The 14,346-nt window shown below is 35.3% G+C and carries 12 protein-coding genes and 1 pseudogene; all 13 read left to right on the forward strand.

What is annotated here, in order from left to right:
- The first annotated feature begins 2 nt into the window (after window positions 1-2).
- Window positions 3-782 carry a hypothetical protein gene (locus FLB61_RS11635; RefSeq protein WP_221920258.1) on the forward strand — a complete coding sequence of 260 codons (780 nt, stop codon included), beginning with the start codon at window positions 3-5 and terminating at the stop codon, window positions 780-782.
- Window positions 783-790: 8 nt separating this feature from the next.
- Window positions 791-3,892, forward strand: coding sequence for an ATP-binding protein (locus FLB61_RS11640; protein WP_221920260.1), 3,102 nt, complete (start codon window positions 791-793; stop codon window positions 3,890-3,892).
- Window positions 3,892-4,566, forward strand: a complete 675-nt coding sequence (locus FLB61_RS11645) for a hypothetical protein (protein WP_221920262.1) — start codon at window positions 3,892-3,894, stop codon at window positions 4,564-4,566. Before FLB61_RS11640 ends, FLB61_RS11645 begins: the two co-directional genes overlap by 1 nt.
- A gap of 111 nt (window positions 4,567-4,677) precedes the next feature.
- On the forward strand, window positions 4,678-5,745 hold the full coding sequence (gene dndB / locus FLB61_RS11650; protein WP_221920263.1) for a DNA sulfur modification protein DndB: 1,068 nt from the start codon (window positions 4,678-4,680) through the stop codon (window positions 5,743-5,745).
- A gap of 16 nt (window positions 5,746-5,761) precedes the next feature.
- Entirely contained in the window at window positions 5,762-7,264 is a 1,503-nt protein-coding gene (dndC, locus tag FLB61_RS11655; protein ID WP_221920265.1) for a DNA phosphorothioation system sulfurtransferase DndC, read from the forward strand.
- Window positions 7,261-9,207 (forward strand): DNA sulfur modification protein DndD, encoded by a 1,947-nt coding sequence (gene dndD / locus FLB61_RS11660; protein WP_221920266.1) that lies wholly within the window; start codon window positions 7,261-7,263, stop codon window positions 9,205-9,207. Before dndC ends, dndD begins: the two co-directional genes overlap by 4 nt.
- Window positions 9,204-9,581 (forward strand): DNA sulfur modification protein DndE, encoded by a 378-nt coding sequence (gene dndE, locus FLB61_RS11665; RefSeq protein WP_008975954.1) that lies wholly within the window; start codon window positions 9,204-9,206, stop codon window positions 9,579-9,581. The genes dndD and dndE overlap by 4 nt, the downstream gene beginning before the upstream one ends.
- Window positions 9,581-10,732, forward strand: coding sequence for a cysteine desulfurase family protein (locus tag FLB61_RS11670; protein WP_221920267.1), 1,152 nt, complete (start codon window positions 9,581-9,583; stop codon window positions 10,730-10,732). The genes dndE and FLB61_RS11670 overlap by 1 nt, the downstream gene beginning before the upstream one ends.
- 15 nt (window positions 10,733-10,747) lie before the next feature.
- The gene (locus FLB61_RS11675) at window positions 10,748-11,941 is read left to right on the forward strand and encodes an HNH endonuclease domain-containing protein (protein ID WP_221920268.1); all 1,194 of its coding nucleotides are present in this window, start codon (window positions 10,748-10,750) and stop codon (window positions 11,939-11,941) included.
- A complete protein-coding gene (locus FLB61_RS11680) occupies window positions 11,923-12,552 on the forward strand; it encodes a class I SAM-dependent methyltransferase (RefSeq protein ID WP_221920269.1) in 630 nt (209 codons plus the stop codon). Before FLB61_RS11675 ends, FLB61_RS11680 begins: the two co-directional genes overlap by 19 nt.
- Window positions 12,533-13,462 (forward strand): Kiwa anti-phage protein KwaB-like domain-containing protein, encoded by a 930-nt coding sequence (locus FLB61_RS11685; protein ID WP_221920270.1) that lies wholly within the window; start codon window positions 12,533-12,535, stop codon window positions 13,460-13,462. The genes FLB61_RS11680 and FLB61_RS11685 overlap by 20 nt, the downstream gene beginning before the upstream one ends.
- A gap of 13 nt (window positions 13,463-13,475) precedes the next feature.
- Complete coding sequence (locus FLB61_RS11690; RefSeq protein ID WP_039861345.1) at window positions 13,476-14,027, forward strand: hypothetical protein; 552 nt, start codon at window positions 13,476-13,478, stop codon at window positions 14,025-14,027.
- A gap of 36 nt (window positions 14,028-14,063) precedes the next feature.
- A pseudogene (locus FLB61_RS11695) lies at window positions 14,064-14,346 on the forward strand (WYL domain-containing protein); the annotation flags it as partial.

The raw sequence follows: 14,346 nt of genomic DNA on the forward strand, positions 1-14,346 counted from the left end.
AAATGTTTCAAAATAAGATGGTGACACCAGCTATTCCGGAGCGTGTATACACACTGTGTAAAATAGTGGGGAAGAAGGCAATGTCTACCTCAGAAGTTAAAGAGAAGATGGAGCCGTCTTACTTGAACCAAAAATCAAGCTACTATAATGATTATAGAAATGCTGCGGAAGAATTACAATTAATTACCGTTACAGACAACGTTTTATCTGTAGCGGTTGATGCGTCTGTATTGAAAAACATGGATACTATGCGTTCCTATATCAATGGACAGCTAAATCAGTTTCGTGAAGGGCAGTTTTATAAAGTGACGAAGGCATATTTTGATATGGGAGAAGAAATATTGCACGGTGAACAGAATGTGGCAAATATGGCTTCGCTTATGACGCTAAAAACTGGTATTTCGGTAGACAGTATGGCAATGCGTGCGTGGAGATTTTGGGCATCATATCTTGGTTTCGGATATCTTCAGGATATGTTTGTTATTCCTAATGCGGACACATTTTTACAGGATATTATTTCTGAAGCCGAATTTGAAAAGAATAAGAGATATTCTATCGCGGAATTTTTAGAGAAACTTCGCCCGCATTCAGATATTATTATTGATTCTTCAAACGGTACTAAAAAGTTTAGCTTTGGAGTATCTAATGGGCTAAGAACACTGCAGGATGCAGGTGCTATTCGAATGGAATACATTTTAGACCAGGAAGATACATGGAATTTGTATCACGTAGATGCACTTAGTGCAAATGAAACAGTTACAAATATTACAGTGTTGAAGTAGGGGGAAATATGGATATAGCAATAGCAAAAGATAGGTTGGCATCAGTTGTCAAACCAGATTCCATTACAGCTTCTCAAGGCGACTTTTTAGCAACACATGTTGCGATAAAGAAATTGGTGATGCTCAATCAATTTGAATTTGTTCCCACTTCTGAAAAGTATACGTCTGAAGAAGATATTTACAAAAAATTCATTGTAAACCCTTCCAATAAACATCAGTTCATTGTTGTTTATGGACAGAGCGGAACGGGAAAGTCGCACTTGATTCGATGGTTTGAGGCACGTTATAAAGCGGATCGCCCAGATGATGAAGTGGTTCTATTTATTCGACGAAGCGATAATACGTTAAAGGGAACGATTCGTCAGCTGCTGGACAAACCAGAGGTTCAGGATATCGGAAATAAAGAGATTATTAAGCGTCTAGCAAACGCTTCTGCGGCTGTTCCGGAAGATAAACTGAAAGATATGATTTATCATAATTTCATTATTGAGATTAATAATGATGATGACGAATACGAGATTCAGCTGAATAATATAAAGCGAAAAAGATTGGTTGCATTTTTTAATAATGAGACGATTCATGATTACATGATGAGATCAGGAGGTCCGATTGAAAGGATCTATTCTAAGGTTGCAGAAAATTCGTTTGTGGATTTGGATACTATTGCTCAGTTTAAGCCAGAGGACTTTATAGTGTCTGTGGATTTGTATGATGATATGCAACAAGCTGGAGCTGATCCGAAAGCGGATAAAATGGCCAGAGTTCTTATGGCGAATGATGCAATGGAGGATGCTAAAAAATTTAGTGATTACCTTAATCAATTTGTCGAGATTGTTATTCAACGATGTGCTGGCATTGAGCCAGGAGACTTTGAACAAGTATTCATGGATATTCGAAAAGAACTCTACCGTATTGGGAAAAATTTGACTCTTTTTATTGAAGATGTTACTTCCTTTACTGGGGTAGATAATGCGCTTTTGAATGCGTTGATGGAGGAACATAATGACCGTGATATTTGTCGAATTTCATCTGTAGTAGGAGGAACAAATGCGTATATTAACGATTGTTTTCGACAGAATCATCGCGATCGTGTAACGCAATATGTATATATTCCAGATGATGTTTTCGATGAAAGTGGATTGTATGAGTTCGTAGGCAGATACATAAATGCAATGTCATTACCTGTTGATAGAATATCAGAGTGGGTAAACAATAAGGCTCTTCCGGGCGAATATCCAGTTCATGAGGTAGCTCAAGGCAATGATTGGGAATATATCGATATTCCACATGGAAAAAAATTGTGTTTATATCCGTTTACAAAAAATAGTATTAAATACTTGTATAAAAATGAATTAACAAAAGGACATCAAACACCAAGATATATTATCAGAGATATCATTGAGCCGGTTGTAAGTGACTTGCTTTATAATGAGACGAATTTCCCTAGTAAAAAATATGCTTTAGTGAACATTAATACAACGCTTAATTTTATGGTACATAATCAGATTCAGGATGAGGAACTTGCGGATCGTGTGTTCTGTTTTATGAGTATTTGGGGAAATAATGAAGCAAAAGAATTCACTTATGACTCGATAACATATATAGCGGGATTACCTACATATATATATGAAGAATTTGGAATGCCAGTAGTTAATTTACAGAAGGCAGATTCTGGTAGTGGGATAAAACCAACGCCCAATATAGAGCCGGAAATTCCTCCACAAGGTGCTGGTCCTTCAGGTGAGCCGAGTAATATACCTGCTATACCACCAGAAAAACAGAAAAAGCTTGATGATGCTAACGTTAAGTTAACTCAGTGGGCTAATGGTATGCCTATTAACCTATCTACTACAGGTGGCGCAGAAGGTACAATTCGTACTGCCCGAGAAGATATGGGAGATTTTCTTATATCAGCAATCAATTGGCAAGCCGAAGGCGTATCTATGGATAATGTTGCAAAAGTAAAAGCGTCAATAAGTGGAAAGGCCTCTAAATATAAGCTGGTTGCTTTGGAAAATCAAACAAAGGGAAATGGCTATTATGTATTACCCGCAAACTGGGATTCATTAAATGTTATTAATGCATTTATTAGATGGAGAGAATTTGGTAATCAAAGCTGGGAATATGTAGGATCTGATTTTGACGCTTATGTAATTACTTCTTGGACTGCAAGAATTAAGAAACAGATTGTGAAGGCAGTAACTCAGTATGATGATAAAAATGATACAAAGTATATTGAGGCTGCAGTGACCGCAGAAATGTATCGATTAATCTTGAATGGAGAGTATCGAGAAAAATCACTTGGTAATTTAACTGCTGATTATATTTTTTGTAATCATCTGGCAAAGAATAAGAATACATGGCATTCAAATGAGTGGAACGCATTGTTAGCTGTTATGCACCAAAGAGATGCAGATATTATCAATAGAGAAACTGTGCGTCAGTATTTTAATCTCTTGCAAGGAAGTGCAGCTGGTAATGTTGTAGTATTAGATGCAATTAACCTTTCAAAAACAATTAGGAAAGCTAAGACTAATAAATTGCAGATTCCAGAAGAGGATTTTCAGCTAGATGATAAAGTTAAATTACGAAAAGACACATATTCATTTCTAAATGACATTGTAAGTAGAATAGAAAATGTAGCAAATGCTGAAATTGATATTGCGAAGAAGGCAATTCAAATAGTGTATGATTGTTTTGATGATGATGAAGTAGAAGAAGAGGATATCGATGCATTATTGGTAAAAGTAAATCAGTTCTATAAAGAAATAGATGAAACGCAAATTAATATTAAGGCGGTTGCTGTGGATGGAGTAAAAAAAGCCATCAAACAAATTGCAAAGGCAATTGGAGATATCACTAGAGTGCTGGATGAGGATGATCCGCTCACAATTCTCATGGCATTTTCAGGGGATCCAGTAGGGGTTATTCAGCCGCTGATAGAATTGATTAAGCAAGTGGAAAAAGATATTTCAGAAGCAAACAAACAAATTAGTAGTAGAAAGAGCTTGCTGGGCAATAGTGAGACTGATGAAGAGAGCGGAACTCACTATAAAACTGAATTATCAGTAATTGCAAGTGATATGGATGTGATAGGAGTGTTACGGTGATGGCAATGATGATAGATATTCTGGACAAAAGTATAAAGGATATGAAGGATCTGCGTCAGCGTGAAGAAAGAAGAGATAATAAAGCCGCTCAGGAAGCACTAGATCAACGATTTAGTGTACTGACTAGTCAAATTCATTCATTGATGTTGGCACTGCAGTATACAAAGGAAAAAATGCAGTTTCAATTAAATGATCAGATTCTCATAGAATTAGAAAGTCTGTTGGAAGAGAGTAAAGGCATTGTTAAATCTGGTTTTGCTGAAAAGGATCCTATTTCACAGGTAGAAAATGCTCATAAAACTGTACAGCAGAATATCAAGAAAGATTGGGCAAAGCATTATTCATCTATGACCAATTCAACCAAAAGTACGTTGCAGGTTATCTCAGGGATTGATACAGAAAAAGTGGCTAAATGTCTAGATGGGATTGCCAAGGGAGCTTCTTGGACAACCAGCATTGGGGATTTTAAAGCAATGAATCAGAGCCTTGCAGAAGCAAAAGATTTGATTGATGGATTAGGATTAGATCAACAAATAATTGCCTTCTTACAGAAGATGAATAATGGAAAAGCAACAGTTACGGATTTAGATGAAAATGTATTGCGATGGTTAAGGGATGAATCATTGGATAGACGAGTAAAACTTTCTTTTGTTGGAGGAAGTAGAAGGGGTTAGTTTTGCAGGCTTTTTTAGTAAAAAAGAAGCATAAGATTGACTATTAACAAAAATAAAGATATACTTAAGTAGCTACTTAAGTATATCTTTATTTGGTTCACGGAGATAAAAATGGATTATGTATATAAGTTCCCTGTTGTTAGAGGGATTCAAGCAAAAAGAGAATATTTTATTGCAATGGTTCCTTTGAAAATGTTACCACGTCTATTTCCGATTGATGACGAGTACGTTCTTCCGGAATATAGAGCACAAAGGAAGCTGAATGAAGCTAGGATACCGGTAATAAGCAAATATATATTGGACAACAGAGATTCTTATGTGTTCTCTGCGTTAGCTGCATCGATCGATGGGGACTTTTGCTTTAAAGCAGATAATTCTAATCAAGATGCAGGTACTTTGGAAGTGTCAATGGATGCGAAATTTTTAATTAACGATGGTCAGCATAGAAAGTCTTCAATCTTAGAGGCAATGAGAGAAGATCCTTCATTAGGGGACGAGACCATATCAATTGTTTTTTTTGCAGACAAAGGGTTGGCACGTAGTCAACAGATTTTTACAGATTTAAATAAAAATGCTGTAAAAACGTCTAATTCTATTTCGGAATTGTATGATTCGCGTGACGAAATGGCTGTGATTACAAGAAATATAATATGGAAAATAGAATTTTTAAATACTTATACTGATAAAGAAAAAGATATCTTAGGCAAGTTTTCTTCGAAATTATTTACTTTAAATACTATATATTCTGCAAACAAGATTGTTGTAGGCGGGAAAATAGAGGATAAAACTGAGGATTTTCTCACAACATACTGGGAAATGGTTGTTGCTAATATGCTTCCTTGGCAGGAGTTATCGAACAAAGAAATTACTAAGGTGGATTTAAGAGAACAGTACATTGCAACACAAAATATAGTGATTCAAGCACTGGGAAGAGTGGGGAATTATTTCTATTCTAATTCAGACTTGGATATGCAGAAATATCTAGAAATATTGAAAGAGATTAATTGGAATCGTAGTGCAAGTATATGGCATCTAAGAGCTATTAGCGAGAACGGAAGAATAATTACAAATAAAAGAGCAGCACTATTAATTTCAAATGTAATAAAAAAAGTGATGAAACTACCGCTGTCTAAAGAAGAACAAATGGCTGAAGAAAAGTTGAAAAAAATAGTAGGCTAATCAACAGGAGTGAAAAATGGCAATCAGTAAAGAAATAATAAATAGATTAATCAAAACTATTCAAAATCTGTATTTATCAGATGATATACCGTGGATGATTGGATATTCAGGAGGAAAGGATAGCACGGCAGCACTACAGCTTGTTTGGATTGCTATGGAAGGCTTACCAGAAAGACAACGAGTTAAACCTATCCACATTATGAATACAGATACACTTGTAGAGTCACCGGTCGTATCAAAATGGGTTGAAAAATCGTTAGATTCAATGAGAAAAGCTGCAAAAGAAAAGAAGTTACCGTTCGTTCCTGAAAAACTAATTCCAGAATACAATAATACATTTTGGGTAAATCTGATTGGAAGAGGATATCCATTTCCAAGAATGAAATATAGATGGTGTACAGATAGACTAAAAATTCAGCCAGTTAATAATTTTATAAAAAATAAGATTGCAGAGCATGGGGAAGTCATTCTTGTTTTAGGAACAAGAAAAGCTGAAAGTTCGAGAAGAAATCAGACAATGACAAATTTGGAAAAGAAAAGAGTAAGAGAGTTACTCAGTCCAAATCCTACACTGGCAAATGAACTCGTATTTTCTCCATTAGAGGCATGGACCGATGACGATGTATGGGCATTTTTAATGCAATATAAAAATCCATGGGGATATTCGAATATGGAACTCTTAACGATGTATAAGGGTGCCACGGCCGATAATGAATGTCCGATCATGGTGGACAAGGATTTGCCTTCTTGTGGAAAAAGTCGTTTTGGATGTTGGGTTTGCACCATGGTAGAAAAAGACAAATCGATGGAAGCTATGATTGCAAATGATGATGAGAAAGAGTGGATGACACAGCTTCTTGAATTTCGAAATGAGTTTGGCAATGAAGAAGGCGATAGAGATCGAAGAAGTTTTAGGCGTATGCATGGAAATCTTCAAGGTAACTATAGAAAGTTATTTCATGGGCCGTATAAAAAAGAAGTACGAGAACAATGGCTAAGAAGACTTCTAGAGATTCAAAAGAATATTAACGAAACAGGTCCTGAAGAGTTTCAAAATCTTGAATTGATAAGAATTCAAGAATTGAGAGAGATAAGAAAAATCTGGGTTTTAGAAAAGCATGAATTTGATGATGCTGTTCCAAGAATTTATTTTGAGGTAACGGGTAAAGAATTTGAAGATCCAGATTGGATTTGTGCTGAAGGTTTCGCTAAAGAAGAGTGGGATATTCTGAAGAAAGTCTGCTCAGACTTATACGGAGATGAGGAACTTGCATTTGAAATGATGTATAGCCTTATTGATGTAGAAAGTAATGCTGCTGGTATGAACCAGCGAAAAGGCATAATAGAGGAACTGGAAAAAGTTATTGCTAAGACATTTTATAAAAATGAAGATGATGCTACACAGTATTATATGGAAAAGGTTTGTCGTAAAAAGGAATATGGTGGAAAGTATAACGAAAAGTTTTTGGATTACGGAAACCAGATGCCAGAAGAAACAGATGAGGAGTCTGAAGAATGATAATCAATCGATTAACTATGCATAACTTTGGTGTTTATGCAGGAACTAATACATTTGAATTTGCTAGTAAAAAACCAATTGTCTTAATTGGTGGTATGAATGGACGAGGAAAAACTACGTTTTTGGAGGCAATTTTGTTGTCTTTGTACGGAGCAAATTCAATTGCATATAAAGAAAGTGATTACAACTCATATAATCAATATCTTCGTTCATATGTAAACAATAATAGCCGGAGTCAAAGCAGCTATGTGGAAATTGAATTTTTATTAAATGAAAGTTCAAATGATACATATCTTGTTAGACGAGAATGGAACGCTCTTTCAAGAATTACAAAGGAAGAAATATCTGTACAACAGAACGGTGTATATAGCGAATTTTTAACACAGAATTGGGCTATGTTTGTAGAGAATATTCTTCCAAGTGCATTATCTAGCTTTTATTTCTTTGATGGAGAAAAGATTGCTGAATTAGCAGTGGCAAAAACAGATGATCAAATGAAGGCCTCTATTCGTTCAATGCTCGGAATGACCACTTTAGATGTTTTGAAAAACGATCTTGGTCGCATAGTGAAAAAAATCAACAGAAATAACAAAGCAGATGAATCCAATAAACATTTAGAAACTTTACGAGAGGAACGAGATCAAGCAATTTCTGAATTAGAGAAAATTGATGAATCAATATCAATTGCAACAAAAAAGGTGGAAGACCTTCAGGAAGTGCTTGAACAATTACATAAAAAGTATGAACTTCAAGGAGGAGCTGTGCTCGAACAACGACAGTCTTTGATGCAAAAGAGAGCACAGATTCAAACAGGGATAGCACAAAATGCTGAACTATTAGTTGGAATGGCTGCTACAGAATTGCCTATTTTTCTTGTAAGGGATCTTGTTAGTCAAATAAAACTGCAGGCTGAGGATGAACATAATGATTTTATCATGCAGCAAGCATTAGAACAAATGGATGACTATTTATCAGATTTTGAAATGCAATATCCAGAGTCGATAGAAGCTAGTCGTATATTTGTAGACTATGTTAGAAAACAAACAGAAGCAGATTCAGCCCCTAGATTATATGAAATGTCAGATCATGCGTTATTTCAAATGAATGATTTAGTAGAGAATACGCTGCAACAGAGCGTGAACAATACAAAATCATTATTAGCAAATAAGGCTGATTTGAAAAAGCAATTAGATGCAGTTGAGAGTTATCTTACATTGGATATAAATGAAAAAGATTTAACGGCTATATATGATCAAATAAAAGCGAAAGAGGCAGATTTAGTTGAGGCACAAGTTGAATATAACAGATTACAGCAGGAAAGAAGTTCTATAAATTCTACAGTAATAACAAAGAGTGCGGAGTACAGTAGAGATATCGAGATTTTTCTTCAAAAACTTGAACTTCATGATGATTCAGAAAGAATGATGAAATATTCGAATATTGCACTTCGTATTTTAGAGGCATATGCAGTAGAACTGCAGAGAAGAAAAACTGGTACTTTAGGAGCTACAATTACGAAATGTTACAAGCAACTTGCAAATAAAAAGAATCTAATTCAAGAAATTGTGATGAATCCAGAAACACTAGATATGCAATATCTTGATGAAAATGGGAATGAAGTATCAAAAGAGTCCCTTTCAGCAGGAGAAAAGCAGCTTATGGTAATTGCTATTTTGTGGGCTCTTGCATTGTGTTCGAAGAAAAAATTACCAGTAATAATTGATACGCCATTGTCTAGACTGGATTCTCAACATAGAACGTCCATTATTAGTACCTATTTTCCAAATGCAAGTGATCAGACAATTATTCTTTCCACAGATACAGAAATTGATCAGAATTATTATGAAATGATGAAAAATTCTGTTGGAGATGAGTTTACACTTGTATACAGCGAGAAAACAAAGAGTACGTCAATTAAGAAAGGGTATTTTCAAGAATTATGATAATCAAACAAGTACGCTTGTCTCAACAAGCAAAAGATCAGCTTTCTCGTTTGAAGGGAAAGACTGGTATTAAGAATTGGAATATTCTTTGCCGATGGGCATTATGTTATTCCTTAGCAGAAAAAACACTCCCAACAGATATTCCACTTGCAAGTGACAGTAATTTGGAAATGTCATGGTATACATTTGGTGGAGAATACTATGAAGTTTATGAAGCTCTTGTTAAGGCTTGGTGTATTAGTATGGGATTAGAGACTGATGATGAGACTGTTTCAAAATACTTTAGATTAAATTTGGAACGTGGAATTTCTTATTTATGTGGAACAGGGTTCATAAAAAGTATAGATGATTTATTACATTTGGCGGTGAAATAATGAGTACATATTTGGACTATAATGCATCTGCACCAATTGATCAGAGGGTTCTTGATGTAATGATAGAAGTCTATAAAGGAACAATTGGAAATGCAGATAGTAGAACTCATAATCACGGTGAAACAGCAAGATTAGTGGTTGAAAATGCGAGAAAGCAAGTTGCAGAGTTATTGGGGATTTCACCGGGGGAAGTTTTTTTTACAAGTGGTTCTACAGAAAGTAATAATATTGCTATTCAAGGATTAATGGAATATGCAGAAAAAACAGGTAAAAAGCATATTATTACAACATCGATAGAACATAAGGCTATTTTGGAAACAGTAAAAGCCTTAGAAAAGAGAGGATACGATATTGAGCTTGTAGATCCGGAACGTTCAGGTTTTGTAAAACCAGAAGATATATTGTCTAGAGTAAGAGAAGATACTCTGTTAGTGAGTGTTATGCATGTAAATAATGAGACTGGAATTATTCAGCCTGTAGAGCATATAGGGAAGGCTTTGTCAGAAAGAAAGGTCTTATTTCATGTGGACGCAACGCAAAGTTGTGGAAAGCTAATAAAAGAGATAAGGGGGCTGAAATATAATATGCTATCTTTCAGCGCCCACAAGCTACAGGGACCGCAGGGCATAGGTGTTCTTGTGTTAAGAAAAGATGGTTACAGATTACCACCGATAAAGGGGATTATGTACGGAGGCCAACAAGAGCATGGAATTAGACCTGGAACAATACCGGTTGCTTTAGTTGCAGGATGTGGATATGCATGTGAAATAGCATCGTTGGATTATGAACATAACAAAGAAAAAATGGATGCTTTGAAAAAGCTGGTGTTAACGATATTTGATGAATCCGGAATGGAATATCATTTTAATGGTAATCAAAGGCATTGTGTGAACAGTGCGGTTAATATATGTATTCCAGGAGTTGTATCAGAAGCCTTAATGATCATGGCAAAACAGTATTGTAGTATATCAAATGGCTCCGCGTGTACATCTAAAAACTATTCACCAAGCTATGTATTAAAAGCAATGGGAATTCCAGAGGAAGAAATTGAGTGCTCTGTTCGAATCAGTTGGGGACCAGATACTTCAGAGAATGAGTTGAAGGAAAACTTAGTTAAGTTGATAGAGATAGCTAAGCAGATAAAAGGTTAATGTCAAGGAGGCAATATGAGTCCTAAAATGAATATGGGAATTGTTTATGAAAACAATTTAGATACGGATAAGTTTGCCAGAATGTTTAATAATAAGGCTCAGAGCTACAAATTTTATTGGTTCGAGGCAATTTTGAATTTGACTATGGAGACGGATGAGGATTTGTCATTTGAAGATGTAATTGATGAAATGATATGTGAAGCATGGCACACTGTTACTCATTATCATTTGCGTCTTGGCCCTACAGTTAATGGAAATGCAGAAAACTTTTTAGAGCATGCTGTAAATACCTTAAATCATTTTTCAAAGGATCTTTCACAGAATCCGTCGAAAGAAGAACTGAAGGCTGCAATAAGAGACTGTAAAAATGAACTTAAGAAAGATAAAACTCGTTTGACAGACTATGTGCCGTACAAATTACTTTATCCATTTTTTGATACAGAAGGAATGGAGGAAGGTCTTTCTTATATAAAGAATGATAAGCATAGACGATTGATTGCTTACATGGAAAAACTAACGGGGAATGAAAATATCTTATACACAATAATTGATGGGGTAGGGTTACAGAAAAGAATACGCTTGAATGCGTATTGGCGTAAGCTCTTAATAAAAAACTATTCAGTTATTCGAAGCTGGGTGCAATATAATAAAGCTCAATTTCTTCAAGACCGAAATCCAGGTGTACCAGGAATTATATATAAAATATGTCCGGAAAACGAGGATCAAAGAAAACTAGATCAAGCAAGAGCCTTGTGGAGAGCAACGGTGGATATTACGAAAAGACCAATCCGAGAAATATATACAGGTAGAGAAATTGGATTGGATGTGTTATCCATTGATCATTTTGTTCCGCGTTCATATATATCAAATGATGAATTGTGGAATTTGACACCTATGAGTAAATCGTTGAATTCTAGTAAAAACAATAGATTGCCATCGTGGGATGAATATTTTGAGCCGTTTGCACATTATCAATATTATTTGTATAGTCTTGTTTTTCCGGAAGATGAATCTAAAAAATCAGCGTTCTTGATTGATAAATTTGAAAAGTGTCGCAAGAACAATGTAAATGCAATATGGGCATCAGAAGCATTGTATATACCAGGAAATACAAAAACTCAATTTGTTAATATTTTGAGTCATAATTTGAAGCCAATATATGAATCTGCACAGATGCAAGGATATGATATGTGGAATATGAAGGTGTAAACATGAATAATGATTCTATTGAATACTATGAAAAAAATGCAGACGAGTTTGTGCTTTTGACAGTAAATGCAGATGTGAGTAGTCTTTATAAAGAGTTTGAAGGGCATATTAAAAGAGGATGCCGCATTCTGGATCTGGGTTGTGGAAGCGGGAGAGACAGTAAGTATTTTGCAGAACAAGGATATGATGTCGTTGCAGTTGATCCATCACCAGCAATGTGCGAGAAGACAAGAACGTTATCCGGCGTTGTTACATACATTCAGCGAGCTGAAGAATTGGAGTTTGAAAATGAATTTGATGCAGTGTGGGCATGTGCTTCATTGCTGCATGTTTCAAGAGAAAATCAGAGGAAAGCTCTTATCAAAATTTGTAAATCGCTTAAACCAGAAGGGGTTCTTTATTGTTCTTGGAAATATGGAACACAAGATCGAGAGGAGAAGGGGCGTCATTTTACTGACTTAACCGAACGTGAGTTACAAGCTCTTTTGTCTGATATCTTGAATTATCAATTAATAAAAATGTGGCGAACAGATGACGCTCGACCAGGAAATAAACAACAGTGGTTGAATGTACTGTTGAGAAAGGATTGTAATGTCATTAGCAAGAATTAAACAAGTATTAACACATTTAGAAGAGGCAAAAGATGTAGTGTTTCAGATTGTTCAAATGAACACGTCAAGGAACGGTGATACCGCTTATATAGTAAGGCCTATTACATTTGAACCGATAGATAAAATGAAAAGTTTTTTACTTGAAATCCGTGATAAATATTTGGATAGTAAAAAAGGATTGGACAAAATGTTTTCGGCATGTATTGCGTATGATGGAAGCGCTGACGGAAAAAATGTATATTATTTAGAAACAGACAATGCATTGATTCAAAAAGAATATGATTTGCTATTGGAGGCCTTGGCGGCACCAGCAGTGGAACAAGACCCGCTTTTAATGAAAGCGATTGCTTCAATGATTACGTTTAGTATTGAAGACGATGGGGAAATACTTCCTGTAAAATTGATTTCTATGCAAAATCCAATCACAACTTTAAAACATAAATTCTTTTGTAATAAAGGAAGGTTTGAAGAGTTTTCTGAAAAAGTTTTGAATTTGCGAACATCTATAGATGTTATTATCGTCGTAGATAAAGTATATTTTCTTACAATGGCAGGTGAGAAGCTTTTCAATATGGAAAGAGCATACAAAAAACTTTGTGCAGATTATGTTGTTTCCATTAAAGATAGTGGAATTATTGTAAATGTGGATGGGTTTACTGATGTAGCACTTCATGGCCATAACCCTAGAAGATTTGTGGCTTACAATAAGAAGAATTTGGAACAGCTCCAAAATAGTAATACTAGAGAGAGAATTGCAAAGCTGTTTTCAGTAAAATTAACGGATGGGAAATTGGATGCGACTGATCCTAAGGATGCAGAAAGAATTGTAAAGATTCTATGCAATAAAGGGATGACAGATCCGTTTAGAGAAGAAGCAATGGAAGTATCTGGTGCGAGAAAATGGAGCTGAGTTAGGAGTGTAAATGTCTTTCATATTTTCGTGTACAATGTTTTTCCTTTCATTTACACCACTTTGGCTTTCAATAGTTTTCATTGATGCAGTAAGTATTTGGACTAATCAATACTGTATTTGGACTGAAATTATAAGTATATGCTGTATTGTCGTGGGTTTTTTTATTAGTGGTATTATGTTGCATCATTATTTGCAACATGGTTTAGTAAATGGAAATAGAAAGTATACAGTGTTAAAGGCAAAGGAGGAAAAGACAATTTCTGTAGAATTTATTTTGTCTTATGTAATGCCTTTGTTTGCGTTTGATTTTAAGAATTGGCAGCAAACAATACTGTTTTTACATATTTTTTTGATATTAGGGTGGTTAAGCGTAAAACATAATCATTTTAGCAATAATGTTGTATTAGAAGCATTAGGATATCGTGTGTTCCACTGCGTTCTAGACAGTGAAGACCGTAAGCAACTAGACGTAAATGTAATTACTAAAGATAACATGGTATTGTCTCTTCAGGAAGAAGTGACAATAGAATTTGTAAATAATGACTTTGCTATAACTAGATAGTTATATTAGAAAATGTTCAATTATAGGTATAAAAATATGAGAGTATTAATGCTTGGCAATAGTTTTACTTTTGCAAACAACATGCCAGAAACCCTGGACAACTTAATAGATGCCGAAGTGGTCCAGCATACCCGCGGTGGAGCACGTCTTGCCGAGCAGTTGAATCCTAACACTAAGATGGGCGGAATGACGCAGGCGGCTCTGGAGAACGAGAAGTGGGACTATGTGATCCTTCAGGAGATGAGTAACGGTCCAATCACTTCCAGGGAAAGCTTTCTGAATAACACTGCATTGCTGTGCGAGAGGATCCGTTCCAACG

This window comes from Sellimonas caecigallum, assembly GCF_019754295.1.
GTDB lineage: Bacteria > Bacillota > Clostridia > Lachnospirales > Lachnospiraceae > Sellimonas > Sellimonas caecigallum.